Genomic DNA, 26,033 nt, shown 5'->3' on the forward strand with positions numbered 1-26,033 from the left:
AAGCGAAGCGCCCCCGGCAACGTGCCCGATGGCGCTTACGCTTATCGGGCCTACGATTCTTTCCAGAACTTTTGCTTACTCGTTTTACCAATACCCGGATTCATACTGTTGGTGGGGTCATTCTCGCGGTAAAAACGGGTTAATGTTTCCGGTGCTTTATACAGATGTCCGACGTTATGCTCTGCCGGATACTGTGCTCCGCGTTCGTGCAGAAGCTCCAGCATCTGCTCTTTCAGCGCATGTGCATCCACGCCTTTTTTCACGATGTAATCCTGATGGAATACATAGCACATAAAGTGACCGTAATAGAGCTTATGCACCAGTTGACTGTCGATTTCTGGCGGTAGATGCTCATACCATTCGGTGTCGTTACGACGCAGTGCGATATCCAGCGCCAGAATATCTTCTACTTCATCGGCATGTACGGCCTGATAACGAATCGCCGCGCCAGCCGCCGCAAAGCGATGCAAAAACGCCTTGCTGCCTTCTTCTGGGGTACAGGCAAAGAAGTCGCCTTCAGCGGTTTTGAAATATTCGCTGAGCCAGTTTTGCGCTTCAGCCACGCCGCCACCGGCCATTTTTAACAGCAGGTGATGCTCGTACTTATCGCGCCAGCTTTTCATGCGTGCCGGTAAGTGGCTGGGGAACAAATGACCAAATTTCTGCATTGCCCGGTCGGTGAAATGCGGACGGAAAATTTTCACTTTTTCCAGCATCGCATCGGTGCGACCTTTCAGGGTGAAAAAGAACGGCATTTTGTCGGTGCCGAGCTTGTCGATCATCAGAAACGTATCTTTGCCATATTGCTCGGCGATGTCGTAAATATCGCGGTGCATATATTCACCAGCAACCGGCAGGTGCTCGAATTTTGCCAGAATATGACGGCGGATTTCCGTCAGCACTTCAGGCTGATTGGTACCGATGTAAAAGACCTGCTGATTTTTTTCGGCTTCGAAGGTGTCCAGACGCACGGCGAAAACCGCGAGCTTACCTGCACAACCGGATGATTCAAACAAGCGATCCGGGTCGGCGTTATAGCGGGCGGGCGTGTCCGCCTCAATATCTCTGACGCGGGTGACATAGTCGTGATCGTGCGCGTGTCGCCCGTCGTGGCGGACATCGTCATCTTTAATCCGCTCGTCATCAAGTTTGCTCAGGATCTGTTCCGGGGTCTGGCCCAGCTCGATACCCAGATGGTTGACCAACTGCAATTTACCTTGTTCGTCAATACGCGCAAACAGCGACATCTCGGTATATGCCGGGCCGCGCTGTACCAGCGAGCCGCCGGAGTTGTTGCAAATGCCGCCAATTACCGAAGCGCCAATACAGGATGACCCGATCACAGAATGTGGCTCACGGCCAAACGGTTTGAGCGCCTTTTCCAGCGAATACAACGTTGTACCGGGATAAGCCAGCACTTGTTCGCCTTTGCCGATGACGTGCAGTTTATCCAGGCGCAGGGTGCTGATAATGACAATTTCGCGGTCGTAATCATTTCCGCTCGGCGTAGAGCCTTCGGTCAGGCCGGTATTGGCGGCCTGCATCAGGATAATTTTATCTGCGGCGACGCAAGCATTGAGAACGCGCCACAGCTCTAAAAGCGAGCCGGGGAACACGACGGCGAGCGCTTCGCCCTGGCCGGAGCGGAATCCCTTGCGATAGCGGGCTGTTTTAGCAGGTTCAGTGAGCAGGTGAGAATGACCAACCAGACGGGTCAGTTCATTCAGGAAAGCTTTATTATCTGTTGTAATGGAAGACATTCTCCACTCCTTGTGGTGGGACTCAATATCAGGAACAAGCATAGCGCTTTGTATGACAATACGCTTTCTCATTCATATTGTCTCTGGTTCGTCTTCTAATGATTTGCGCTGGTTTTGAAAATTAGGAGAATAACCTTAGCTTTCTTTATCGCTCCCGTTTAGTCTTACGGCAAACTGCGGTTTTTGTTATATTTTCGCTGCCTCGTCGGGAAAAAATAAAGAGAGAATCAACATGAAATGGCTATGTTCTGTAGGTGTCGCGGTGAGTCTGGCGTTGCAACCAGCGCAGGCGGACACGCTGTTTGGTAACCATCCTCTGACGCCAGATGCGCGGGATGCATTCGTTACCGATTTACTTAAACAGATGACCGTGGATGAGAAAATTGGGCAACTACGCTTGATAAGCGTCGGGCCTGATAACCCGAAAGAAGCCATCCGCGAGATGATCAAAGACGGGCAGGTTGGGGCAATTTTTAACACCGTCACGCGCCAGGATATCCGCAAAATGCAGGATCAGGTGATGGAACTCAGCCGCCTGAAAATTCCTCTCTTTTTTGCCTACGACGTATTGCACGGCCAACGTACCGTGTTCCCGATAAGTCTCGGCCTGGCATCCTCTTTTAATCTCGATGCGGTCAGAACCGTTGGCCGTATTTCCGCGTATGAAGCCGCCGATGATGGTCTGAATATGACCTGGGCGCCAATGGTCGATGTCTCTCGCGATCCGCGTTGGGGCCGTGCTTCAGAAGGTTTTGGTGAAGACACGTATTTAACGGCTACGATGGGTAAAACCATGGTTGAAGCGATGCAGGGTAAAAGCCCGGCGGATCGCTATTCGGTGATGACCAGCGTCAAGCACTTCGCCGCTTATGGCGCGGTTGAAGGTGGCAAGGAATATAACACCGTCGATATGAGCCCACAGCGTCTGTTCAACGACTATATGCCGCCGTATAAAGCCGGGCTGGACGCTGGTAGCGGTGCGGTAATGGTAGGACTTAATTCGCTAAACGGTACGCCTGCAACCTCAGATGCATGGCTGCTCAAAGACGTGCTGCGTGATGAATGGGGCTTTAAGGGTATTACCGTTTCCGATCACGGCGCGATTAAGGAACTGATTAAGCACGGTACTGCCTCCGATCCTGAAGATGCGGTGCGTGTGGCGATCAAGTCCGGCATCAATATGAGTATGAGCGATGAGTATTACAGCAAATATCTTCCGGGCTTGATTAAATCCGGCAAAGTGACGATGGCGGAGCTGGATGACGCCGCGCGCCACGTGCTGAACGTGAAATATGATATGGGGCTGTTTAACGACCCGTACAGTCATCTGGGGGCCAAAGAATCTGACCCACAGGACACCAACGCGGAAAGCCGTTTGCACCGTAAAGAGGCGCGTGAAGTAGCGCGAGAAAGCCTGGTGCTGCTGAAAAACCGTCTGGAAACGTTGCCGCTGAAAAAATCCGCCACCGTGGCAGTCGTCGGTCCGTTGGCCGACAGCAAGCGTGATGTGATGGGCAGTTGGTCCGCTGCCGGTGTTGCCGATCAGTCGGTAACGGTACTGACGGGGATTAAAAATGCCGTCGGCGATCAGGGCAAAGTGCTGTACGCCAAAGGGGCGAATATCACCAACGACAAAGGCATTGTCGATTTCCTCAATCTGTATGAAGAGGCGGTGAAGGTTGACCCGCGCTCGCCGCAGGCGATGATCGATGAAGCCGTGATCGCAGCGAAGCAGTCTGACGTGGTGGTTGCGGTAGTCGGCGAAGCGCAAGGTATGGCGCATGAAGCTTCCAGCCGCACCGATATCACTATTCCACAGAGTCAGCGTGACCTGATTGCCGCGCTGAAAGCCACCGGTAAACCTCTGGTTCTGGTACTGATGAACGGACGTCCGCTGGCGTTGGTTAAAGAAGATCAACAGGCCGATGCGATCCTCGAAACCTGGTTTGCCGGGACGGAAGGCGGTAACGCCATCGCCGATGTGCTGTTTGGCGATTACAACCCGTCAGGCAAGCTGCCGATGTCTTTCCCGCGCTCTGTCGGACAGATCCCGGTCTATTACAGCCATCTCAATACCGGTCGCCCGTATAACGCAGATAAGCCGAACAAGTACACGTCGCGCTACTTTGATGAAGCGAATGGTCCGTTGTATCCCTTTGGTTATGGCCTGAGCTACACCACGTTCACGGTTTCTGATGTGAAGCTATCTTCTCCAACGATGAAGCGTGACGGGACCGTGACGGCCAGCGTGCAGGTGACCAACACCGGCAAGCGCGAAGGTGCGACGGTGATTCAGATGTACTTGCAGGACGTGACCGCTTCCATGAGTCGTCCGGTAAAACAGCTGAAAGGTTTTGAGAAAGTGAATCTTAAGCCGGGTGAAACCCAGACCGTCAGCTTCCCGATTGACATTGACGCGCTGAAGTTTTGGAATCAGCGTATGCAATACGATGCAGAACCTGGCAAATTTAACGTTTTCATCGGCGTGGATTCCGCCAGAGTGAAGCAGGGCGAATTTGAACTGCTGTAATTGATTAGCGAGTAAAGGCCGGGTTTCCGGCCTTTATCTTTAGGTGTATGCGCCGCGTCTGCTTCTTATTTCTCATCACGTTATTGCTAACGAATCCCTCTCTTACTCCCCAATTGCCAGGTTAAGCCCTGATTTTTCGACTATGCTTTTTCCTCAAGTCTCTGAAAAGGGCCGCAAAAGGATGAGGAGTACAGCATGATAATCTCAAAAGTATCGGTGGGTTTGCTGGCGCTGTTAGCTGCGATAAGCCTACCCTTACAGGCCGCGTCACCCGTCACGGTCGGTTCAAAAATAGATACCGAAGGGGCGCTGCTCGGCAACATTATTTTGCAGGTGCTCGAAAGCCATGGCGTGAAAACCGTCAATAAAATACAGCTTGGTACCACCCCAGTGGTGCGTGGGGCAATCACCTCCGGTGAGCTGGATATTTATCCGGAATATACCGGTAATGGCGCATTCTTTTTTAAAGATGAAAATGATCCCGCGTGGAAAAATGCGCAGGCTGGATTCGACAAAGTGAAAAAGCTGGATGCAGAGCAAAATAAGCTGGTCTGGCTAACCCCTGCACCCGCCAACAACACCTGGACCATTGCAGTACGCCAGGATGTTGCGCAAAAGAACAAACTTGAGTCCCTTGCTGATTTAGGCCGTTACCTGAAGGACGGAGGAACGTTCAAACTTGCCGCCTCTGCTGAATTTATCGAACGGGCTGACGCGCTGCCTGCGTTTGAAAAAGCTTATGATTTCAAACTGAATCAAAATCAGCTGTTGTCGCTGGCTGGGGGAGATACCGCGGTGACGATTAAAGCGGCGGCGCAGCAGACCTCCGGAGTCAATGCGGCGATGGCTTATGGCACCGATGGCCCGGTTGCGGCGCTCGGTCTGCAAACTTTAAGCGATCCAAAAGGTGTCCAGCCCATTTATGCGCCAGCGCCCGTCGTACGTGAGTCGGTGCTAAAAGACTATCCGCAAATGGGAGAGTGGCTGCAACCGGTATTTGCCAGCCTGGATGAAAAAACGTTGCAACAACTGAATGCCAGCATTGCCGTGGAGGGACTGGATGCGAAAAAAGTCGCAGCAGATTACCTGAAGCAAAAAGGATGGGTGAAGTAACGGCGTTTGCAGCGGGTGGGTGTTTTGTCGAATATTTCAGTCAATCGGGTGCTGTTGTTGCTGGTGCTTCTTACTTTCGCGTCGGCAGCGCTGCCTTTCATTAGCTATGCACCTAATCGTCTGGTGTCCGGCGAAGGTCGTCAACTCTGGGATATCAGCTCCGACACGGCATGGGGATTGGCGGTGGCCTGTTTGCTGCTATGTCTTCTGAGCGTTGTACCGGGAAAGCCCGGCAATATATTGGCGCTTATCGTTTGCCAACTGTTGGTGATCGCCGCGCTGGTAACCGCAGGTACAACGGCAACGTATCTGGCGAAGACAGGGAGTCCGCTGGCCAGAACCAGTCTGGGCAGTGGATTCTGGTTGGGCGTGGGGCTGATGCTGCTGGCCGCCAGTGACGCTATTCGTCGCATCACCGCTCAGGCACTGTGGCGTTGGGCGCTGCATGCTCAAATATTCATTGTGCCGCTGGTGCTTTTGTTCTCCGGCACGTTTAACGATCTATCCCTGCTTAAAGAATATGCCAACCGCCAGGATGTCTTCAACGACGCCCTGGCGCAACATTTGACGATTCTGTTCGCTACCGTGGTGCCCGCGCTGCTCATTGGTGTGCCACTGGGCATCTGGTGTGCTTTCTCTGTCGCCCGTCAGGGGCCGGTTTTTGCGGCACTGAATATCATCCAAACCATTCCTTCAGTCGCGCTGTTTGGCCTGTTAATTGCGCCACTTGCCGGGTTGGTGAAGCACTTTCCTTTATTGGGCAAGTTCGGCGTCGCGGGAACCGGTATGACGCCTGCGCTTATTGCGTTGGTGCTGTATGCGTTGTTACCGCTTGTACGTGGCGTTGTGGCTGGGTTGAATCAGGTTCCGCGCGATGTGCTGGAAAGCGCCCGGGCTATGGGGATGAGCGCGCGTCAACGGTTTATCTCGGTGCAATTTCCCCTGGCGCTGCCTGTCTTCTTACGCAGTTTGCGCGTGGTGATGGTGCAAACCGTGGGAATGGCGGTGATTGCTGCGCTGATTGGCGCAGGGGGATTTGGCGCGCTGGTCTTTCAGGGATTGCTCAGTAGCGCCGTCGATTTAGTGCTGTTGGGCGTGATCCCGGTCGTTGTGCTGGCAGTGTTGATTGATGCGCTGTTTGATTTAGGTCTCGCGCTGCTAAAGGTATCGAATAATGATTGAATTTCGCCAGGTCAGTAAAACCTATGGTCAGCAAAAAGCCGTTGATGACCTTAACCTGCAGTTAGGGGAGGGCAGCTTTTCGGTGCTAATCGGCACGTCAGGTTCGGGGAAGTCCACCACGCTAAAGATGATCAATCGGCTGGTTGAACACGACAGCGGGCAGATCCGCTTTGCCGGAGAAGAAATTCGTAGCCTGCCGGTGCTGGAGCTACGACGGCGCATGGGGTACGCGATTCAGTCTATTGGCTTGTTTCCCCACTGGACCGTCGCGCAGAACATCGCCACCGTACCGCAACTGCAAAAGTGGTCGCGCTCACGTATTGATGACCGAACAGATGAACTGATGGCTCTGCTGGGCCTTGAGGCGAGTTTGCGCCACCGTTATCCGCATCAGCTTTCCGGCGGACAGCAGCAGCGGGTCGGGGTTGCGCGTGCGTTGGCGGCGGATCCGCAGGTGCTATTGATGGATGAGCCTTTTGGCGCGCTGGACCCGGTCACTCGTGGTGCGCTGCAGCAGGAGATGACGCGTATTCACCGTCTGCTCGGGCGTACCATTGTGCTGGTGACGCATGATATCGACGAGGCGCTAAGACTGGCGGAGCATCTGGTGCTGATGGATGCAGGAAAGGTCGTGCAGCAAGGCACGCCGCTGTCGATGCTCACCGCGCCAGCGAATGATTTCGTACAAACCTTTTTTGGCCGCAGTGAACTGGGCGTACGGCTGTTGTCGCTGCGTACGGTAGGCGATTTTATTCGTCGCGGAGAACACTCAGACGGCGAGCCGCTGGTGGATGAGATGACGCTTCGTGATGCGTTATCGGTGTTCGTGGCGCGCGGTTGCGACGTTTTACCTGTCGTGACGCTGCAGGGGGTACCCTGCGGAACGCTCCATTTTCGCGATTTGCTTTCGGAGATGCCGACCCGTGAAATGTCTTGCTGATCCACTGCTGTGGCTTGTTACGTTGTTTCTGATCCTGTTGGTTGGATTGCCTCACAGTCAGACCCTGTTTAGTTCGCTGTTTCCTGAGCTGCCACGTCCCGTGTATCAGCAGGAAAGTTTTACGGCGCTGGCTTTGAGCCATTTTACACTGGTGGGGATCTCAAGCCTTATCGCCGTATTGATTGGCGTTGGGGCGGGAATTGCGGTAACCCGGCCCTGGGGCGCGGAATTCAGGCCGATAGTGGAAACGATTGCCGCCGTGGGGCAGACCTTTCCGCCAGTTGCAGTGTTGGCGATCGCCGTACCAGTGATGGGGTTTGGTCCTGAACCGGCAATTATTGCGCTGATCCTGTATGGGGTATTACCGATCTTGCAGGCAACCCTGGCGGGACTCGGCGGTATTTCTCCCAGCGTGATTGAGGTAGCCAGCGGAATGGGCATGAGTCAGGGGCAGCGGCTGCGTAAAGTAGAGTTACCGCTGGCGGCCCCGGTTATTCTGGCCGGGATTCGCACGTCGGTGATTATTAATATAGGCACCGCAACCATCGCCTCAACCGTTGGAGCGAACACACTGGGTACGCCGATTATTATCGGGCTGAGTGGGTTCAATACCGCCTATGTAATTCAGGGGGCGCTGTTGGTCGCGCTGGCAGCGGTAATTGTTGACCGCGGTTTTGAGAAATTAGCGAGACATCTTACCCGGCACGTAAAATAAAGGTATAACCTGCCAGCATGACACCGCCGATACCGCCGATGGCCATCAGCAGGAAGAGGGTAATGACACCGATTTTAGCTGCGCTCATTATGCACTCCTTATGTGAATTCAAGGATTGTACACGTTTGTTAATAGAATATTAAATACCGAGTGGATAAATATCGTGACCCAACGCGCGCCATTCATTCAGCTGTTGTTGCTGAGCGGGCGTTTGGTTCTCGCCGCACCAGACAAGCAAGGTGCGACCTTCAAACAGCTCCGGTCGCAGTTGGTTCAGCGAATGGGCAAGGACGTCAATGCGCCACCCCTGCTGGCTGGCGACCCAACCTTCCAGCCATAAGCGGGTCGTATCCTGAATGTTCCAGCCAACCACCAGAGCATCTTTGCCCTGTTTCTTGCGTGCTGAGGCAAGACAAATCGCGATGTAGTTGATCAGTACGCCGTCGAGGATCCCCAGTAACGCCTGGAGGATCGGCTGCTGACATTGCAGACGTCGGCGTAACGGAATGAATAAATGGGTGTTGAGCGTTTGTGCGGGATAATCCTGACCACGCTCTTTAATCCACAGTCTGAGGCTATGCAGATTATTACTTTGCAAATAGCTCAACAGCGTCTCTTGTTGTTCACGCCAACCGTTATGCACATCAATGCTCTCATTGCTGAGCAACATTTTAACCTTGCTGACCTGGACACCGTTGTTGATCCAGCGTTTTATCTCACGGATCCGATCGATATCCGCGTCGTTAAACAGGCGATGTCCGCCGTCTGTCCGTTGCGGTTTCAGTAATCCGTAACGCCTCTGCCACGCGCGTAAAGTGACAGGGTTGATATCACAAAGCAAAGCCACTTCACCTATTGTGTAAAGCGCCATCGTCGTCTCACTTATGCTTGCGAGGTCCCAGTTTTACTTTAGACGCTCTTTTGCGAACCAGGTAGTTTTGTCTGTTTTTTGATCAATAAATGGGTGAGTTTGTAGTCATGCTCGCGCTTTCGAGTGATCGTTCTCACAAATTCCTTTTTTTTTGCAACACTTCAAAGAAAGTTACGCGCAGCCCATGTATGTTACGCGCTTTTAAGAGATGTGTGGTTGGCGGGTATGTACGAGTTTAATCTGGTGTTGCTGCTGCTTCAGCAGATGTGCGTGTTTCTCGTTATCGCGTGGCTCATGAGCAAAACGCGTTTGTTTATTCCGCTGATGCAGGTGACTATCCGGCTGCCGCACAAACTGCTTTGCTACGTTACCTTTTCCATTTTCTGCATTTTGGGCACCTATTTCGGGCTGCACATTGATGACTCCATTGCGAATACTCGCGCTATTGGTGCGGTAATGGGCGGGCTGCTTGGCGGCCCTGTGGTTGGCGGCTTAGTCGGTCTGACCGGTGGTTTACATCGTTATTCAATGGGCGGCATGACGGCGCTTAGCTGCATGATCTCGACCATTGTGGAAGGGTTGCTCGGCGGACTGGTGCACAGCGTGCTCACCCGTCGTGGTCGTACCGATAAAGTATTCAGCCCGCTGACGGCGGGCGCCATTACCTTTGTTGCTGAACTGGTGCAGATGTTGATCATCTTATTGATCGCCAGGCCGTTTGATGATGCCTATCGACTGGTCAGCAATATTGCCGCGCCTATGATGGTGACCAATACCGTCGGCGCCGCCTTATTTATGCGTATTTTGCTCGATAAACGGGCGATGTTTGAAAAATATACCTCCGCTTTTTCCGCCACCGCGCTCAAAGTTGCCGCTTCAACGGAAGGTATTTTGCGCCAGGGGTTCAACGAGGTTAACAGCATGAAGGTTGCTCAGGTGCTGTATGAAGAGCTGGATATCGGTGCGGTGGCGATTACCGATCGTGAGAAACTGCTGGCATTTACCGGTATTGGTGACGACCATCATCTGCCGGGCAAACCTATCTCTTCCTCGTACACTCAGCGGGCGATTGAAACCGGAGAGGTGGTTTATGCCGACGGCAATGAAGTCCCTTATCGCTGCTCTTTGCATCCGCAATGCAAATTAGGTTCGACGCTGGTGATCCCTCTGCGGGGTGAAAACCAGCGGGTGATGGGGACCATCAAACTGTATGAAGCCAAAAACCGTCTCTTTAGCTCAATCAACCGCACGCTGGGGGAAGGGATCGCCCAACTGCTTTCGGCTCAGATTCTGGCCGGGCAGTATGAGCGGCAAAAAGCGATGCTCACGCAGTCGGAAATAAAACTCCTGCACGCCCAGGTCAATCCCCATTTTCTGTTTAATGCGCTCAACACCATCAAAGCTGTGATCCGACGTGATAGCGAGCAGGCCAGCCAACTGGTGCAGTATCTGTCGACGTTCTTTCGTAAAAATTTAAAACGCCCGTCGGAAATTGTGACGCTGGCCGATGAAATTGAACACGTTAATGCTTATCTGCAAATTGAAAAGGCACGGTTCCAATCGCGTCTTCAGGTGACCTTGACGGTGCCAGAAGAACTTTCGCATCAGCAATTACCCGCCTTTACTCTGCAACCCATCGTGGAGAATGCCATCAAACACGGTACTTCTCAGTTGCTGGATACCGGTGAAGTATCGATTACCGCCCGTCGAGAAGGGCAATATCTGATGCTGGATATCGAAGACAATGCCGGGCTGTATCAGCCAACATCAGAAGCCAGTGGACTGGGTATGAATCTGGTCGATAAACGACTGCGCGAGCGGTTTGGCGATGATTTTGGCATCAGCGTAGCGTGTGAACCTGACCGCTTTACCCGAATCACTTTACGACTTCCTCTGGAGGAACTGGCATGATCAAAGTGCTAATTGTCGATGACGAACCGTTAGCCCGGGAAAATCTGCGGATCCTGTTGCAGGAGCAAAGCGACATCGAGATTGTCGGCGAATGTTCGAATGCGGTGGAAGCCATTGGCGCGGTACATAAATTGCGTCCGGATGTTCTGTTCCTTGATATTCAGATGCCGCGAATCAGCGGCCTGGAAATGGTTGGCATGCTTGATCCCGAGCATCGTCCGTACATTGTTTTTCTGACCGCCTTTGATGAGTATGCGGTGAAAGCCTTTGAAGAACATGCGTTTGATTATCTGCTCAAACCGATCGAAGAAGCTCGACTGGAAAAAACGCTGATCCGTTTGCGTCAGGAGCGCACGAAGCAGGATGTATCACTGCTGCCAGAAAATCAGCAGGTGCTGAAGTTTATTCCGTGCAGCGGCCACAGCCGAATTTATTTGCTGCAAATGGATGACGTGGCGTTTATCAGCAGCCGTATGAGTGGCGTATATGTGACCAGCAGTGATGGTAAAGAAGGCTTCACTGAGCTGACGCTCAGGACGCTGGAGAGCCGTACTCCTCTGCTGCGTTGTCATAGACAATATCTGGTAAATATGGCGCAATTGCAGGAGATCCGTCTGGAAGACAACGGCCAGGCGGAACTGATTTTGCGTAACGGGCTGACCGTTCCGGTGAGTCGTCGTTATCTTAAAAGTCTAAAAGAGGCGATTGGACTGTAAAACTGATACACTGCGCGCCATTGCATCACCGACTGTTGAAGGCTCTATGCTAAGTAACGATATTCTTCGTAGCCTGCGCTACACCCTGAAAGCGAACAATAACGACATGGTGCGTATTCTTGCGCTTGCTGACATGGAATCCATCTCCGCAAATTTCGATACCTGGACGACAAAAGAAGATGAAGACGGGTTTGTTCGCTGCCCGGATATCATTCTCTCCGGTTTTTTAAACGGTCTGATTTATCATCTGCGTGGTAAAGATGATTCTGCACCGGAACTGGCGCTTGAGCGTCGTGTTAACAACAATACGGTGCTGAAAAAACTGCGTATCGCTTTTTCACTGAAAACCGATGATATTCTGGCAATTATGACCGAGCAGAAATTCCGTGTGTCGATGCCGGAAATTACCGCCATGATGCGCGCACCGGACCATAAGAATTATCGCGAATGCGGCGATCAGTTCCTGCGTTATTTTCTGCGTGGTTTAACGTCGCGAGAGCATAAAAAGAAAGCGTAAAGCAGCGCTGGCGACCACGATCAAAATCGGGTCGCCGATGCTTTACTTCACTTCTTTAAAACCCGCCGATTCCATTACCGTTTGCATTTGCTTCATGCTGATGTTTTTATCGGCGTTTTCAGATAGTTTCATCCCTGAAATGGCCTGCAACGCTTTTATATCAACTTTTTCCATATCGATAGTGACATTTTCTTGCGCGTAAGTATCTGAATAGATGAGTTTTTCTTCTATGCCTGTAATGTTTTGATATTTGGCGCTTAATGCGTCGAATACTTTTGCTGCTTCTTCTTTATTGCTGGCACCGACTGACGCATAGCTGATTTTACTTTCAGAGATTTGCTTCAGGACCTTATCACCTTTATAGGTGTAAGAGACAGTGATATCCGAACCGTTGAGGTTGGCATTAAATGTTTTTGTCTCTACTTTATCACCGCATCCTGCCAGGGAAAAAAACACAACCGATACCACGGCGAGAGAGAAAAATTTTAGTAACGCTTTCATTTAAAACTCCATTTCATGAATATCGGATGTTAAACAATAATCTCCACGAATCTGGTAAGCCCGGACTACCTTGATCCCAGAGCAGTATAGAATAAATCTAATATTAACAACTGAGCAGTCCGAAAATGGAGCAAGGGTTAAGATTAGAGGAAGCACTCACGTAGCAAAAAAAAAGCGCTGCGGTTGCAGCGCTTGAGATACTTGACTTACTTCACCTGTTGGCCCGGTTTTGCACCTTCATCCGGGCTTAACAGGAAGATATCTTTCCCGCCAGGACCTGCGGCCATTACCATCCCTTCAGAAATGCCGAAGCGCATCTTACGAGGAGCCAGGTTAGCAACCATAATGGTCTGGCGGCCAATCAGGGTTTGTGGATCCGGATACGCAGAACGAATACCAGAGAAGACGTTTCGTTTCTCACCACCGAGATCCAGCGTCAGACGCAGCAGTTTGTCGGAACCTTCCACGAATTCGGCGTTTTCAATCAGCGCTACGCGCAGGTCAACTTTGGCGAAATCGTCAAAGGTGATGGTTTCCTGAATCGGGTCATCCGCCAGCGGACCGGTTACTGGTGCGGCAGCGGCTTTCACTTCTTCTTTCGACGCTTCCACCAGCGCTTCAACTTGTTTCATGTCGATGCGATTGTACAGCGCTTTAAAGGTGTTGACCTTGTGACCGAGCAGTGGCTGCTCAATGGCATCCCAGCTCAGTTCGCAGTTAAGGAACGCTTCCACACGTTCAGCAAGCGTTGGCAGAACCGGCTTCAGGTAAGTCATCAGCACACGGAACAGGTTAATGCCCATGGAGCAAATTGCCTGCAGGTCGGCATCGCGGCCTTCCTGTTTAGCCACAACCCACGGTGCTTGTTCGTCAACGTAGCGGTTTGCCACGTCGGCCAACGCCATGATTTCACGAATAGCTTTACCAAATTCACGGCTTTCCCATGCTTCGCCGATCGCTGCTGCGGCGTCGGTGAAGGTTTTATACAGCGCCGGGTCGGCCAGCTCAGTCGCCAGAATGCCGTCAAAACGCTTAGCAATAAAGCCTGCATTACGGGATGCCAGGTTGACTACTTTATTGACGATATCGGCATTAACGCGCTGAACAAAGTCCTCCAGGTTCAGGTCGATGTCATCAATACGTGAAGATAGTTTCGCCGTGTAGTAATAGCGCAGACTGTCGGCATCGAAGTGCTTCAGCCAGGTGCTTGCCTTAATGAAGGTGCCACGAGATTTAGACATCTTCGCGCCGTTCACCGTCACATAACCGTGGACGAATAGGTTGGTCGGCTTACGGAAGTTACTGCCTTCCAGCATGGCAGGCCAGAACAGGCTGTGGAAGTAAACGATATCCTTACCGATGAAGTGATACAGCTCGGCGTCGGAATCTTTCTTCCAGTATTCATCAAAGCTGGTGGTGTCACCGCGCTTATCGCACAGGTTTTTGAATGAACCCATATAGCCAATTGGCGCGTCCAGCCAGACGTAGAAGTATTTGCCAGGCGCATTCGGGATTTCAAAACCGAAGTACGGGGAATCGCGGGAAATATCCCACTGTTGCAGGCCGGATTCGAACCATTCCTGCATTTTGTTGGCGACCTGCTCCTGTAACGCGCCGCTGCGCGTCCACGCCTGCAGCATTTCGCTGAATGACGGCAGGTCAAAGAAGAAGTGTTCGGAGTCACGCATCACCGGCGTCGCGCCAGACACAACGGATTTCGGCTCGATAAGTTCGGTTGGGCTGTAGGTTGCGCCGCAGACTTCACAGTTATCGCCGTACTGATCCGGAGACTTACATTTCGGGCAGGTGCCTTTAACGAAACGGTCCGGCAGGAACATGCCTTTTTCCGGATCGTAAAGCTGGGAGATTGTACGGTTCTTAATAAAACCGTTTTCCTTCAGGCGCGTGTAAATCAGCTCAGACAGCTCACGGTTCTCTTCGCTGTGCGTCGAGTGGTAGTTGTCATAGCTGATGTCAAAACCTGCAAAATCAGTCTGATGCTCCTGACTCATTTCACCGATCATCTGCTCTGGCGTGATCCCAAGCTGCTGTGCTTTCAGCATGATTGGCGTACCGTGTGCGTCGTCCGCGCAGATGAAGTTAACCTGGTGGCCGCGCATTCGCTGGTAACGGACCCAGACATCAGCCTGGATGTGCTCCAGCATATGGCCGAGGTGGATTGAGCCGTTGGCGTACGGCAGCGCGCACGTTACCAGAATTTTCTTCGCGACTTGAGTCATAGTGGGCAATTACTTCTTTTGTAGTGAAAAGGGCTTTGATAGTACCAAAATGGTAATTACTGCGCCAAGCGATAAGGGCATTTATCCGTAAATGAATAATTGTTGCGGTTGGAGTAAACTACCTGGTGACTATTGTATATTCAGAACAACAAAAAGGAGTCGGGATGAACGCACAATCCCAGGCCAAATCACCAGAGACCCTGCGCGCCATGGTTGCCGGGACGCTGGCGAATTTTCAGCATTCAACCCTGAAGCATAATCTGACGACGCTTAAAGCGTTGCACCACGTCGCCTGGATGGATGACACGTTGCACGTTGAGCTGGTCATGCCGTTCGTCTGGCATAGCGCGTTTGAGGACTTAAAAGAGCAATGTAGCGCCGATCTGCTGCGTATTACCGGCGCGAAAGCGATCGACTGGAAACTGTCGCATAACATCGCGACGCTGAAACGCGTGAAAAATCAGCCAGGTATTAATGGTGTGAAAAACATCATCGCCGTCAGTTCAGGTAAAGGTGGCGTGGGTAAATCTTCTACCGCCGTGAACCTGGCGCTGGCACTGGCTGCAGAAGGGGCGAAAGTGGGGATTCTGGACGCCGATATTTATGGTCCGTCTATCCCGACAATGCTTGGCGCGGAAAACCAGCGTCCAACCTCGCCAGATGGTACCCACATGGCGCCGATCATGTCTCATGGTCTGGCAACGAACTCCATTGGTTACCTGGTCACTGACGATAACGCGATGGTGTGGCGCGGCCCGATGGCCAGTAAAGCGCTGTTGCAGATGTTGCAGGAAACCTTATGGCCGGATCTTGATTATCTGGTACTGGATATGCCGCCGGGCACTGGTGACATCCAGTTGACGCTGGCGCAGAACATTCCGGTAACGGGCGCGGTTGTTGTCACTACGCCGCAGGACATCGCGCTGATCGATGCGAAAAAAGGCATTGTGATGTTCGAAAAAGTCGAAGTGCCGGTATTGGGTATTGTTGAGAATATGAGTATGCATATTTGCAGCAATTGCGGTCACCATGAGCCAATCTTTGGCACCGGCGGCGCGCAGAAACTGGCCGAGCAGTACCACACCCAACTGCTGGGACAAATGCCGCTGCATATTTCTCTGCGTGAAGACCTAGATCGCGGTACGCCGACGGTTATCAGCCGTCCAGACAGCGAATTTACCGCCATTTACCGCGACCTTGCAGGGCGTGTGGCGGCACAGCTGTATTGGCAGGGAGAAGTTATTCCGGGCGAGATTGCTTTCCGCGCGGTGTAATTTATAGCGTTACAGATATTCACCGCATTAATGTATTATTGATGCGGTGAATATATTAAATTTAAAAATATTATGATATTGTTCATTCTGCGTTTATAATTCATGCCTTTTTCCGAATGAATCACCTCAATGCATCATTGCAATTGATCAAATCTATCTCATTAATCTACAATTTCAATTGGATTGAACAGCGCGTTTTGCCCATATTACGCTGACAGGCCATCTGCATGTTATTTGATGTTAACGACAGAGGTGACGATAAAAATGAAAATTAGCTCGCTGATGGGAACTATCATTCTGACTTATGGAATAAGTGCATCTGCGTTTGCTTCCGATACCGCGACCTTAACAATCAGTGGACGAGTAACCGAATCAACCTGTAGTACCGATGTTGTGAATAACAACGTGCAACAGCGGTGTGGCAAGACACTTCATTTTTCAACTGTTAACGATGTTGCTTCTTCACCTGCGCGCGGGGTGGTGACGGAAGTGGTTACTGTCCTTGGCGATACCACGCGACAGATCGTACTCAATCGCTACGATTAAAAAGAACGCCTTTATTAACCACATATCATTTTAATGAATGATATGTGGTTTTCTATGCATTGAATAAATTCTTCCTGGCAGTTAATTACATAGATTTATTAATTCTGAAAATAATACAAATCCTGATTTATTTGTTGCATGTATATTGCGATTTGTAACTTGTTTTAAATCAATAAAACAACGCGTTTACATTGCGGCAACGTTTCAGCTGTGAGAATTTCTTTTCAAGAGATAACTGCTCTTAACAAATCGAAATTAATTCATTAGGGAAGATATTATGAAACGTTCAATTATTTCTGCTGCTGTTCTGTCTGTTGTATTTATGAGCGCTGGGACTTTTGCTGCTGATGAAACAGGAACACTGACTATTAATGGTCATGTGGATAATAGCTCTTGTTATTTTAAAGATAAAAATAATAATAGCATAATTGAGTTACCCACTATTGATGCTTCCCGCTTTGCTAATTTGAGTACTGGGGGTACAGTTGGTGATGTAAAACATGATAGCTCAACGCCGATGATTATTGTCTGTCCAGCTAATACAACTTTAAAAACAGTCAGAATTACGGGTGCAAGTTTTACCTCTGGTGTACTTAATAAAACCTCGGGTGATGCTGAAGGAGTCGGTTTTAACTTAACACTAGGCAGTAAGCAGATTACTGACGTTGAGGAAAGCGACCTTTCAGGAGAACTGACTCCGAAAATAACAAGTGATGGAGTTGAATATACTTTAGATTTTGGCGCTAAATATGCTCGACTTGATACTAGTGTTCCGGTAACTGCAGGGAATTTATCATCAGTTTTAACTATTTCTGTTTCTGCTGACTAACCTTTCATGCCGGTGGCTTCACCGGCGATACCTTTAGAAGGACGAACGCGAAATGAAATGGATTCTAATTGCTTTTTTGATCGCATCTACGCAATCCGTCCATGCTGGTATTGTGATTTATGGTACTCGTATTATCTACCCGGCGGAAAAAAATGAAGTCCTGGTACATCTGATGAATCAGGGAGAACGGTCTTCACTGGTGCAATCATGGATTGATGACGGTGACACTTTGTTACCACCAGAAAAAATCCAGGTGCCGTTTTTACTGACCCCGCCAGTGGTAAAGGTTGCAGGCGATTCAGGTCAGCAGTTGAAAATCAAAAAAATGCCGAATTCGCTGCCTGGCAACAAAGAAAGTTTGTTTTTTCTCAATGTGCTGGATATTCCACCGAACAATCCTGACAGCGCAGGAAAGAATGTACTCAAGTTCGCGATGCAGAATAGGATTAAACTATTTTATCGGCCTAAAGGGGTCTCGCCAGTTAATAAGAATACGTTTCAAAAACTGTCCATGAAACGTAGTGGTAGTATTTACTCTATTAAGAATGATGCGGCTAACTGGATCACGATAACGGAAGTAAAAGCTAATAATGTCAAAATAAATAACGAAAGTATTATGCTTGCACCACTCTCCGGTGCAGATGTGGCATTAAAAAGTGTTAATGCCAATCAGTATAAAATGACCATTATTGACGACCACGGTAATTATATTAGCGATAACGTCAGCCTAAAATAACAGGAGCTGATTATGTTAAGGATGACTCCGATTGCTTCGGCGGTATTACTGTTGCTGCTCGGCATTGATGCTCATGCCGCAGAAGAAACGTTTGATACAAACTTTATGATGGGTGGAATGAAGGGCGAGAAAGTTTCCGATTTCCGCCTCGATGATAATCAACCGTTACCGGGACAATATGACATTGATATCTATGTCAATAAACAGTGGCGCGGAAAATATGAGGTTACTGTTAAAGATAATCCAGATGATACCTGCTTATCACGAGATGTTTTAACTCGTCTGGGAATAAATACGCAAGCTTTGGACAAGAAAAATGAATGCCCAACGCTAAAGCAGGCGGTACAGGGGGGGAGTTTTGCCTGGAATATCGGCACGTTTCGTCTGGATCTTAGCGTTCCGCAGGCGTTTGTCGATGAACTTGAACAGGGTTATGTCCCTCCGGAAAACTGGGATCGTGGCATTAATGCTTTTTACACATCGTATTACGCCAGCCAGTATTACAGTGACTATAAGGATTCTGGTAACAGTAAAAGTACCTATGCGCGTTTTACCAGCGGATTAAACCTGCTGGGCTGGCAGTTGCATTCAGACGCCAGTTATAACAAAACCGATGACAGCAGCGGGGAGTGGAAAAGCAACACGTTATATCTGGAACGTAGCATACCGCAAATTCTCGGCACGCTATGTGCCGGGGATATGTATACCTCATCGGATATTTTTGATGCGGTGCGTTTTCGCGGCGTACGGTTGTATCGCGATATGCAGATGCTGCCAAACTCAAAGCAGAATTTTACGCCGCTAGTGCAGGGGATTGCGCAGAGTAACGCACTGGTCACCATCGAACAGAACGGCTTTATCGTTTATCAAAAAGAAGTGCCGCCAGGCCCGTTCTCTATTGCCGATTTACAGCTTGCGGGCGGCGGCGCGGATCTTGACGTTAGCATTAAAGAGGCTGACGGATCGATTACGACCTATCTTGTGCCGTACGCAGCGGTGCCCAATATGTTGCAGCCTGGGGTTTCAAAATATGATTTTGCCGCTGGGCGTAGCCATATCGAAGGTGCCAGTAATCAGACCGACTTTGCGCAACTGAGCTACCAATACGGGCTGAATAATCTGTTAACGCTGTATGGCGGTACCATGCTGGCAGATAACTACAATGCGTTTACGCTTGGTACTGGCTGGAATACGCGTATCGGCGCGATTTCTGTCGATGCGACACAGTCCCACAGTAAGCAGGATAACGGAGATGTGTTTGACGGGCAGAGTTATCAGATTGCTTATAACAAGTATTTGACACAAACTGCCACCCGTTTTGGCCTGGCGGCGTATCGCTACTCTTCCAAAGACTACCGCACGTTTAACGATCACGTCTGGGCAAATAACAAAAACAGCTACCATCGTGATGAAAACGATGTATATGACATTGCGGATTATTACCAGAACGATTTTGGTCGGAAAAACAGCTTTTCGGCTAACGTCAGCCAGTCTTTGCCGCAAGGTTGGGGCTCTGTATCTTTGAGTACGCTGTGGCGAGACTACTGGGGTCGAAGTGGCAGTAGCAAAGATTATCAGCTGAGCTATTCCAATAGCTGGCAACGGATTAGCTATACCTTTTCAGCCAGTCAGACCTATGACGAGGATCATCACGAAGATAAGTGTTTTAACGTCTTTATCTCTATTCCGTTCGACTGGGGGGATGATATTAGCGCTCCGCGTCGACATTTGTATGTGTCTAACTCGACCACCTTTGATAATGATGGTTTTACGTCAAACAATACCGGGATTTCAGGCACCGCAGGCAGTCGCGATCAGTTTAACTATGGGGTAAATCTCAGTCATCAACGGCAGGACAGTGAGACAACGGCTGGCGGTAATCTAACGTGGAATGCGCCGGTCGCCACGCTTAACGGTAGCTACAGTCAGTCTTCTAAATACACACAAACTGGCGGCAGTATTTCAGGCGGTCTGGTAGCCTGGTCTGGTGGCGTGAATTTAGCCAACCGACTGTCGGAAACGTTTGCCGTGATGCATGCGCCGGGTCTGGAAGGGGCGTATGTGAACGGGCAGAAATACCGTACCACCAACCGCAATGGCGTGGTGGTCTACGACGGTTTAACGCCATATCGTGAAAACCACCTGATGCTGGATGTTTCCAACACCAATAGTGAAACCTACCTGCAAGGCAACCGCCGCAGCACCGCCCCGTACCGCGGAGCGGTAGTGCTGGCAACGTTTGATACCGACCAACGTAAACCCTGGTATATCCGGGCGCAGCGCCCTGATGGTTCACCGCTGACGTTTGGTTTCGAAGTAGAGGATATTCATGGACACAATATCGGCGTGGTAGGCCAGGGAAGCCAGCTCTTTATTCGCACTAATGAAGTGCCCCCGGAAATAAAAGTGGCGGTCGATAAACAACAGGGACTTTCATGCTCAATCATTTTCGGCAAAACGATTGATGAAAGTAAAGTTTATATTTGTCGGTGAGGTGGTAGATGAAAAAATATCTTATGATATTAATCATGTTATTTCCTATGATGGCTTATGCAACTTGCAATGGTTCACAAAAAAATAGTAATAATATTAGTGTTACCTTAACAGATGGAGCGAGTTCTCAAAACTTCAATACGAACTTCGATGGAAATTTCACTTGTTATTTATCTTCTGATAAAATGCATGTGATCAATGCGTTACAAAATTACATAGTTGAATTATATGATATTTCAGGTGAGAAACCAATCTACATAAAGTTAAATGCATTTGTTGAAGGTAATTTTCCGATAGATACGCCAAGTTCATCCCTAACCGGAAGGCAATATTCGGCGGCAAGTTTATTTAATACAAAAAATATTGTACTTAAGATGGAGTATGTCGACGCTCCTGGTAATGTAAATCTGAGGTCTTCAAATATGAATACCTTTACTATTTCTGATGCGATTGTATTTTCATCAAATTCTAGCTGCGGTTGGCCAAATATTTATGCATGCTTTGGGCTTAATGCTTCATTTGCACAAAGTATAACCTTTAATGTAACGCACCAACCTACAACGTGTAAATTCCTACAGTCTGATTATTCTATTACATTACCTAACATTTCTATAAATGATTTACAGGCAGGTAGATATGGAGGAAATGTTTCTGATACATTAAAGCTAGAATGTAATGGTGTGTATAGTGTAGCAACAAACCCGGTAACACTTAAAATTTCTTCTGGCGATTGGTCGGATGATGGACTTACACTAAAAAATACTTTACCTGGTGGGGCGCTAGGTGTGGGGTTTAATATCTACAGTGGTTCAGATACTAGTATCCCCCTAAAAAATGGCTCTGTTTTAAAAAGAATAAAAAAGATGGGGGCGCTTTATAAATATCATGATTTTATAGTTAGTGCCAGGTATGCACGAATTAATGGTGAGTCATTACGATCAGGGAAAGTGCAAAGCAAGGTTGTTTTTACTATTGCATATGATTGATTTTTTTTATAAAAAATAGAACACGAATTGCCCATTGGACAGTACGTGTTCTTCATTTTAATTAAATACCTTCACCGATGATAAAAAATCTCGCCGTCGTAGGCTTTAATGATTTTAGCATCGGCATCATTGACCAGCACATACGCGCCGCCCATGTAGGTCCAGTGGGTGCCTGCCGTCGGCGCGGGCAGATTGCGTAGATTCCACTGTTTAATGGTGTATTCTTCGGTGAGATACAGTGGTGGAACCTTGTCACCGGGTTTGAAATGGGTGAAGTCAGCAATAAAGCTGCTCAGTTCATACTTATCGATACCGGTGGGGGCAGCTGTTGCGGTTGGCGCGGCCCAGACGACGCTGCTTGCAAGCAGAAGTGCACCCAGCAACATTTTCTTCTTCATACCCATCCTCTCTACCTGTTCGGGTCATCAAAATCAGTCATGTATCATTCCCGGCATAAGGGATATCTGACAAGATTTATTTTGTTAGTACTCCACTAATTTCGTAAAAAGTGTAAATAAAAGTATGCTGGCCGTCATCCCGGTGAGGTCTGAATTTAATTATGATGTAAATACAAGGATGCTGTTGTGTGGGTTTGTAGCCGGGTGAGTTCGTGAGTAAGCAACTCACCGTAGCAGAGAGTTAGCCTGAAAAGGCATCAAAGATAGATTGTATCTGGTCCACCGCCATGAATAATAATCGAAATAATCTGCTGAACCACCTTTCCGGGCGCGGTTTCTTTGTTTGCTATATCGGTATAGTAGCTATGACCAAAAAAATTATCGCTTTTCTGATTTACTGCCCGGCAATTCACAGCGGTCACATTGGTTAATCTCGAATAATGCGCAGGTCCGTATGCCCCTAAACGATAGTATCGATCGCCGCGAATTGTTTTGCTGGTATAAAGCGCGCGGTCATCCGGTGCAAAATAGACCACAACTTTTTCACTTTTCTCACAGATCAAATCACCCGGTTTGCCTGGTTCAAGCGAATCATCTTCGATATCAGCGGCAACCAGAAAAGAATTTTTGAAGAAAGGCACATTTATCCGTTTGGGTGTAAGAGTGCTCCATTCCTGCAACGCGCAGGAAAGCACATAATTTCCCATTGAGTGCGCCAGGATATGGATCCCCTTACACTGCTTCATTGCCGGTTTTGTTAATCCATCATACAGCCTCATCACTACGCGTGAGAATGCTGCGCGACTGGCTGAGGCGGAGCCTCGATCGTCCCAGTAACGTGTAAAAATACCTGCATTCTTTTCACATGGCCAGATTAATGGAATAACAAGGATCTTGTTGTCGCCCAGGGTGTTGCATAAGCCCTGTAAGATGCGGGCAGAATTGAGTACATCCTGAGGTTGATTGGAGAAACCATGCAGCAAAAAAAGCAAGTGGGCGTGCGGAGCACGTCGGAGTTCAGCTATCAGGTTATCACTACCTATTTCAGTAATGTGTCCTGTCGGTTCGTTGTGCTGGCAAAAGTACATTGAAGGTGAGGGGGTGTTATCAGTCATATTGAAACGGAATTCACGACCAATTTCGGTAATGACAGAACCCTCGGGTACCCTGTTTGTGATAAAAAGCATACTCACCTCATCTGACATTAATTAAGGTTTATATCCAGCTGGATGAATAACACGTGTAATCAGCTGGTCGCTAAATTCGACGTGCCAGTTGGCCCATAGACGGGAACTGTCATCAGGTTCAATAGAAAGCCAGTTTCTTTCTCCAATTAAATAGTGTCCTTTTGACGTCAGCGGTATCATTTGCGCAGTAATACCACTTTCAATTGTTTCGATTTCTCGGGAATTATTTTCCAGTAAGTAACGAACAAATGCAGATGGGGCAGGATGAACGACACCGGTGGAAATGAGCTGATTGATATTGTTGGAAAAACTGCTGTCAGGATAACGAGTTGATTCTATAACGGCGCTGGCCCCAACATGAACATCGCCCGATACTATAGTGACACGCGTTTTTTTCTGCCGGGTATAATCTAACAAACGATGAATAAACCGTTTGCGTTCCCCCATATGGGCCTCACTACGCCAGTGATCGCGCAGGTCGTCTTCTAGCTCCGCCTGACCCGGTAACATGTTTAATAGTGCTTCCAGCTTATTCAAATTCTGATAAGCAACAGGAATGCTGGATTGTATGATCAAATGACCATCCTCAGGTATTTTATCCAGGTATTGATAAAATATTTTCCAGTTAGCTTCTGACATTATTTGCATCGGTTGAGGCGACCTCTCTTTACGCAGATCGGCAACCATTAATGACAATTCTCCCATTTTCAGATAGCCAAGGCTGTAATTAGTGATGTTCGGGATCGAGGCAGGGTGCACAGTTATATCATCAGCAGGAATTTGCAACTGGAATATACGGAAGTACTTTTCAGCTACACGGAATATTCCCTGATAGACATCACTATTATGTCGTTCGAAAGGATACGATCCCCAGCCATCCATAATATCATGATCATCCCACATCATGATTGTTGGGATACAACTGAGCGCTGAGCGGATCTCATTATTACTGAAATTTTTGAGATATATTTTAAAAAACAGAAAATCAACTTCATCATGCATGGTCTGTGTAAAAGGCGTTTTCCAGCGAGAACTCCCCCATTGGTTGCTCCAGTCCTCCAGCGTTGCAGAATCATGCCAAATACTATCACTATAGATTTGATCTCCACCCATTAATAATATATTGAAGTTTTTCTTCTGATGCTCATTATTAATATCTCTCCACCGATTGTATTTATCTTCAACATCTTTCATTACCCGGGCGCTGGAAAAACCGTTGCAGGAGACATAAGCCAGATTAGGCGTTGTATTTTTAGCTGGAATAGAAAACTGGAACTGCTCAGTACCGATTTGGTAGGTGACAGTTTGTGGCTTAGTCGTTAATGGTATGGAAAAGTCATATCTAACGGCATCGTACTGTGGTGACGCTAAAGGAACTGAAGCAATGGTTGTAATATTATCAACGGTACCTGATGAGAGGGTCGCCTCATTCGCTGGAGGGGAAGCATTTTTGCGCACAAGGACGAGCGCAGAAATAGTCCATTTGGTACCTGTTGTTTTGCGCAAGTTCAGAATTGGGCCGAATTCAATGCTCATTATTCACTCCATTTTTTGGGTTTTGCAAAGAAGGTTGTTTTGGCGACTGTTTGGGGTTTTCGTGCTTCTTCTGCTTTTGATCTTTCATTCACCATGGCGCGTAACTGGCTGAGGCTATCACCGAATTCAGTCGCCCATTCAGTCATTTCCTGCTTTTGTATTTCCAGTACCTCTGTAATAAATGCGCTTGCTAGTGAGATTCGTTGTTTAAGCTGTTCGCCATTGATTTTGTTGTCTTCGAGATTAATGCTCATCCATTCGAGTAAAAATCGTTGATAACATGCTTCGATGCTCATTACAGCGGAAATATACCTTACCCAACCGGATGTCCAACCAAAGACTTTATCGGCTGTAAATAAAATAGCGGCTAACATATACAGGCCAATAGCTAGTTGTGAGTAAAATACTTTTACTTCCGCTGAGTTAGTTGTTTTGTTGAGCAAGCAAAACTGAGTAAATGTCGCGGAGACTATTAGAACAAAAATGATAATTAACATGATAAATGATGCAAAACGTTTCCTGGCACTGTGTGTCCAGTACCATTGGCAGGTACTCAGCGTCGACTGCTGGAGGAAATAATATATCGCGGTAGATTTGGTATAGAAATCAGCGTGACCCAGAACCACTATTTTATCTAATTCTTTTAAAGAGTTTTTGGATATCATACGTGCCTCCTTATATAATATATAGAGGATGTTGTTAAAGTATGATCTGCTATTTATTTTCCCAATATGATAATTTTTCATTATTTTTAGACCTGTTTATGAGAAAACTATGAAATAACTTATTGGTACAATAAGCCGGAGTAAAATGCTGCCATGTAATGAGAATGCAGTGGGAATAAAGGGTCATTTACAATTGTTGTTAAGCGACGTATGCTTGTCACAGGACGATATTCAGTAAAATACTTAAATATCGTTTTAACGACTCGGGGTGCCCTTCCTTGTGAAGGCTGAGAAATACCCGTACCACCTGATCTGGATAATGCCAGCGTAGGGGGCCAAAATTTGGCCTACTTATCATGAGATTGCATCTCTTTTTGTCCGTGCGTA

Annotated in this window: 23 protein-coding genes and 1 riboswitch; of the genes, 14 read left to right on the plus strand and 9 right to left on the minus strand. The window is 48.6% G+C overall.

Translation table 11 applies throughout. The annotated features are described in order from the left end of the window. Nucleotides 1–50: 50 nt before the first annotated feature. A complete protein-coding gene (dld, locus tag GFB57_RS12645; RefSeq protein ID WP_003027361.1) occupies nucleotides 51–1,760 on the minus strand; it encodes a D-lactate dehydrogenase in 1,710 nt (569 codons plus the stop codon). 232 nt (nucleotides 1,761–1,992) lie between these two features. Here dld and bglX point away from each other — a divergent pair, with 232 nt between their 5' ends. The 5 genes from bglX to GFB57_RS12670 all read left to right on the plus strand — a co-directional run bounded on the left by bglX (nucleotide 1,993) and on the right by GFB57_RS12670 (nucleotide 8,240). Further along, nucleotides 1,993–4,290, plus strand: a complete 2,298-nt coding sequence (bglX, locus tag GFB57_RS12650) for a beta-glucosidase BglX (RefSeq protein ID WP_003027360.1) — start codon at nucleotides 1,993–1,995, stop codon at nucleotides 4,288–4,290. A gap of 195 nt (nucleotides 4,291–4,485) precedes the next feature. Next, on the plus strand, nucleotides 4,486–5,403 hold the full coding sequence (locus tag GFB57_RS12655; protein ID WP_003027359.1) for an ABC transporter substrate-binding protein: 918 nt from the start codon (nucleotides 4,486–4,488) through the stop codon (nucleotides 5,401–5,403). 15 nt (nucleotides 5,404–5,418) lie between these two features. Next, on the plus strand, nucleotides 5,419–6,585 hold the full coding sequence (locus tag GFB57_RS12660) for an ABC transporter permease (protein ID WP_008323475.1): 1,167 nt from the start codon (nucleotides 5,419–5,421) through the stop codon (nucleotides 6,583–6,585). After that, nucleotides 6,578–7,525, plus strand: coding sequence for an ABC transporter ATP-binding protein (locus GFB57_RS12665; RefSeq protein ID WP_003027357.1), 948 nt, complete (start codon nucleotides 6,578–6,580; stop codon nucleotides 7,523–7,525). The genes GFB57_RS12660 and GFB57_RS12665 overlap by 8 nt, the downstream gene beginning before the upstream one ends. Further along, complete coding sequence (locus tag GFB57_RS12670; protein ID WP_003027356.1) at nucleotides 7,509–8,240, plus strand: ABC transporter permease; 732 nt, start codon at nucleotides 7,509–7,511, stop codon at nucleotides 8,238–8,240. The genes GFB57_RS12665 and GFB57_RS12670 overlap by 17 nt, the downstream gene beginning before the upstream one ends. Here GFB57_RS12670 and GFB57_RS12675 read toward each other — a convergent pair. Then, nucleotides 8,221–8,328, minus strand: a complete 108-nt coding sequence (locus GFB57_RS12675) for a protein YohO (protein WP_003027354.1) — start codon at nucleotides 8,326–8,328, stop codon at nucleotides 8,221–8,223. The genes GFB57_RS12670 and GFB57_RS12675 overlap by 20 nt on opposite strands. Nucleotides 8,329–8,379: 51 nt before the next feature. Next, a complete protein-coding gene (gene mlrA, locus GFB57_RS12680) occupies nucleotides 8,380–9,111 on the minus strand; it encodes an HTH-type transcriptional regulator MlrA (protein WP_003027351.1) in 732 nt (243 codons plus the stop codon). A 225-nt stretch (nucleotides 9,112–9,336) separates the two neighbouring features. Between mlrA and GFB57_RS12685 the strand changes: the two genes are divergently transcribed. From GFB57_RS12685 to GFB57_RS12695, 3 genes are read left to right on the plus strand one after another with little or no spacing between them, the layout of a single operon-like run. Next, the gene (locus GFB57_RS12685) at nucleotides 9,337–11,022 is read left to right on the plus strand and encodes a sensor histidine kinase (RefSeq protein ID WP_003027348.1); all 1,686 of its coding nucleotides are present in this window, start codon (nucleotides 9,337–9,339) and stop codon (nucleotides 11,020–11,022) included. Further along, complete coding sequence (gene btsR / locus GFB57_RS12690; RefSeq protein ID WP_003027347.1) at nucleotides 11,019–11,738, plus strand: two-component system response regulator BtsR; 720 nt, start codon at nucleotides 11,019–11,021, stop codon at nucleotides 11,736–11,738. The genes GFB57_RS12685 and btsR overlap by 4 nt, the downstream gene beginning before the upstream one ends. Before the next feature lie 46 nt (nucleotides 11,739–11,784). Continuing rightward, nucleotides 11,785–12,255, plus strand: a complete 471-nt coding sequence (locus GFB57_RS12695; RefSeq protein ID WP_003027346.1) for a DUF1456 family protein — start codon at nucleotides 11,785–11,787, stop codon at nucleotides 12,253–12,255. Nucleotides 12,256–12,297: 42 nt separating this feature from the next. On the opposite strand, the gene GFB57_RS12700 is transcribed toward GFB57_RS12695, so the two are convergent. Together GFB57_RS12700 and metG are read right to left on the minus strand one after the other, a co-directional pair. After that, a complete protein-coding gene (locus GFB57_RS12700) occupies nucleotides 12,298–12,756 on the minus strand; it encodes a YehR family lipoprotein (protein WP_003027345.1) in 459 nt (152 codons plus the stop codon). A gap of 206 nt (nucleotides 12,757–12,962) precedes the next feature. After that, a complete protein-coding gene (gene metG, locus GFB57_RS12705; RefSeq protein ID WP_003027344.1) occupies nucleotides 12,963–14,996 on the minus strand; it encodes a methionine--tRNA ligase in 2,034 nt (677 codons plus the stop codon). Between the two features lie 164 nt (nucleotides 14,997–15,160). On the opposite strand from metG, the gene apbC reads away from it, so the two are divergent. The 6 genes from apbC to GFB57_RS12735 all read left to right on the plus strand — a co-directional run bounded on the left by apbC (nucleotide 15,161) and on the right by GFB57_RS12735 (nucleotide 21,860). Further along, nucleotides 15,161–16,270 carry an iron-sulfur cluster carrier protein ApbC gene (gene apbC / locus GFB57_RS12710; protein ID WP_003027343.1) on the plus strand — a complete coding sequence of 370 codons (1,110 nt, stop codon included), beginning with the start codon at nucleotides 15,161–15,163 and terminating at the stop codon, nucleotides 16,268–16,270. 264 nt (nucleotides 16,271–16,534) lie between these two features. After that, a complete protein-coding gene (locus tag GFB57_RS12715; RefSeq protein WP_003027342.1) occupies nucleotides 16,535–16,816 on the plus strand; it encodes a DUF2574 family protein in 282 nt (93 codons plus the stop codon). Between the two features lie 277 nt (nucleotides 16,817–17,093). Then, nucleotides 17,094–17,645 carry a fimbrial protein gene (locus GFB57_RS12720; RefSeq protein ID WP_003027341.1) on the plus strand — a complete coding sequence of 184 codons (552 nt, stop codon included), beginning with the start codon at nucleotides 17,094–17,096 and terminating at the stop codon, nucleotides 17,643–17,645. A 52-nt stretch (nucleotides 17,646–17,697) separates the two neighbouring features. Further along, complete coding sequence (locus tag GFB57_RS12725; protein WP_003027340.1) at nucleotides 17,698–18,381, plus strand: fimbria/pilus periplasmic chaperone; 684 nt, start codon at nucleotides 17,698–17,700, stop codon at nucleotides 18,379–18,381. A 12-nt stretch (nucleotides 18,382–18,393) separates the two neighbouring features. Further along, nucleotides 18,394–20,874, plus strand: a complete 2,481-nt coding sequence (locus tag GFB57_RS12730; protein WP_290366802.1) for a fimbrial biogenesis outer membrane usher protein — start codon at nucleotides 18,394–18,396, stop codon at nucleotides 20,872–20,874. Nucleotides 20,875–20,882: 8 nt separating this feature from the next. Beyond that, nucleotides 20,883–21,860, plus strand: a complete 978-nt coding sequence (locus GFB57_RS12735) for a fimbrial protein (RefSeq protein ID WP_008323496.1) — start codon at nucleotides 20,883–20,885, stop codon at nucleotides 21,858–21,860. Between the two features lie 71 nt (nucleotides 21,861–21,931). Here the strand turns inward: GFB57_RS12735 and GFB57_RS12740 are convergent, their stop codons facing one another. The 4 genes from GFB57_RS12740 to GFB57_RS12755 form a co-directional block, all read right to left on the minus strand. Next, nucleotides 21,932–22,264 carry an RcnB family protein gene (locus tag GFB57_RS12740; protein ID WP_153983721.1) on the minus strand — a complete coding sequence of 111 codons (333 nt, stop codon included), beginning with the start codon at nucleotides 22,262–22,264 and terminating at the stop codon, nucleotides 21,932–21,934. A gap of 251 nt (nucleotides 22,265–22,515) precedes the next feature. Continuing rightward, a complete protein-coding gene (locus GFB57_RS12745) occupies nucleotides 22,516–23,445 on the minus strand; it encodes an alpha/beta hydrolase (protein WP_003027336.1) in 930 nt (309 codons plus the stop codon). A 21-nt stretch (nucleotides 23,446–23,466) separates the two neighbouring features. Then, nucleotides 23,467–24,981, minus strand: a complete 1,515-nt coding sequence (locus tag GFB57_RS12750; RefSeq protein WP_003027333.1) for an alkaline phosphatase D family protein — start codon at nucleotides 24,979–24,981, stop codon at nucleotides 23,467–23,469. Then, complete coding sequence (locus GFB57_RS12755; protein WP_003027331.1) at nucleotides 24,981–25,646, minus strand: SLATT domain-containing protein; 666 nt, start codon at nucleotides 25,644–25,646, stop codon at nucleotides 24,981–24,983. The genes GFB57_RS12750 and GFB57_RS12755 overlap by 1 nt, the downstream gene beginning before the upstream one ends. Nucleotides 25,647–25,900: 254 nt before the next feature. Further along, nucleotides 25,901–25,996: riboswitch (TPP riboswitch) on the plus strand. The last annotated feature ends 37 nt before the right edge of the window (nucleotides 25,997–26,033 follow it).

This window comes from Citrobacter sp. S39 (assembly GCF_009495675.1).
GTDB classification, from domain to species: Bacteria; Pseudomonadota; Gammaproteobacteria; order Enterobacterales; family Enterobacteriaceae; genus Citrobacter; species Citrobacter freundii.

Bases quoted from the DNA above. Each gene is read 5' to 3' on its own strand.
- GFB57_RS12665 (WP_003027357.1), top strand. From the start codon at position 6,578: ATGATTGAATTTCGCCAGGTCAGTAAAACCTATGGTCAGCAAAAAGCC.
- dld (WP_003027361.1), bottom strand. From the start codon at position 1,760: ATGTCTTCCATTACAACAGATAATAAAGCTTTCCTGAATGAACTGACC.
- GFB57_RS12730 (WP_290366802.1), top strand. From the start codon at position 18,394: ATGTTAAGGATGACTCCGATTGCTTCGGCGGTATTACTGTTGCTGCTC.
- GFB57_RS12725 (WP_003027340.1), top strand. From the start codon at position 17,698: ATGAAATGGATTCTAATTGCTTTTTTGATCGCATCTACGCAATCCGTC.
- GFB57_RS12685 (WP_003027348.1), top strand. From the start codon at position 9,337: ATGTACGAGTTTAATCTGGTGTTGCTGCTGCTTCAGCAGATGTGCGTG.
- mlrA (WP_003027351.1), bottom strand. From the start codon at position 9,111: ATGGCGCTTTACACAATAGGTGAAGTGGCTTTGCTTTGTGATATCAAC.
- GFB57_RS12740 (WP_153983721.1), bottom strand. From the start codon at position 22,264: ATGGGTATGAAGAAGAAAATGTTGCTGGGTGCACTTCTGCTTGCAAGC.
- GFB57_RS12655 (WP_003027359.1), top strand. From the start codon at position 4,486: ATGATAATCTCAAAAGTATCGGTGGGTTTGCTGGCGCTGTTAGCTGCG.
- GFB57_RS12745 (WP_003027336.1), bottom strand. From the start codon at position 23,445: ATGCTTTTTATCACAAACAGGGTACCCGAGGGTTCTGTCATTACCGAA.
- bglX (WP_003027360.1), top strand. From the start codon at position 1,993: ATGAAATGGCTATGTTCTGTAGGTGTCGCGGTGAGTCTGGCGTTGCAA.
- GFB57_RS12735 (WP_008323496.1), top strand. From the start codon at position 20,883: ATGAAAAAATATCTTATGATATTAATCATGTTATTTCCTATGATGGCT.
- GFB57_RS12750 (WP_003027333.1), bottom strand. From the start codon at position 24,981: ATGAGCATTGAATTCGGCCCAATTCTGAACTTGCGCAAAACAACAGGT.
- apbC (WP_003027343.1), top strand. From the start codon at position 15,161: ATGAACGCACAATCCCAGGCCAAATCACCAGAGACCCTGCGCGCCATG.
- GFB57_RS12720 (WP_003027341.1), top strand. From the start codon at position 17,094: ATGAAACGTTCAATTATTTCTGCTGCTGTTCTGTCTGTTGTATTTATG.
- metG (WP_003027344.1), bottom strand. From the start codon at position 14,996: ATGACTCAAGTCGCGAAGAAAATTCTGGTAACGTGCGCGCTGCCGTAC.
- GFB57_RS12695 (WP_003027346.1), top strand. From the start codon at position 11,785: ATGCTAAGTAACGATATTCTTCGTAGCCTGCGCTACACCCTGAAAGCG.
- GFB57_RS12755 (WP_003027331.1), bottom strand. From the start codon at position 25,646: ATGATATCCAAAAACTCTTTAAAAGAATTAGATAAAATAGTGGTTCTG.
- GFB57_RS12675 (WP_003027354.1), bottom strand. From the start codon at position 8,328: ATGAGCGCAGCTAAAATCGGTGTCATTACCCTCTTCCTGCTGATGGCC.
- btsR (WP_003027347.1), top strand. From the start codon at position 11,019: ATGATCAAAGTGCTAATTGTCGATGACGAACCGTTAGCCCGGGAAAAT.
- GFB57_RS12715 (WP_003027342.1), top strand. From the start codon at position 16,535: ATGAAAATTAGCTCGCTGATGGGAACTATCATTCTGACTTATGGAATA.
- GFB57_RS12700 (WP_003027345.1), bottom strand. From the start codon at position 12,756: ATGAAAGCGTTACTAAAATTTTTCTCTCTCGCCGTGGTATCGGTTGTG.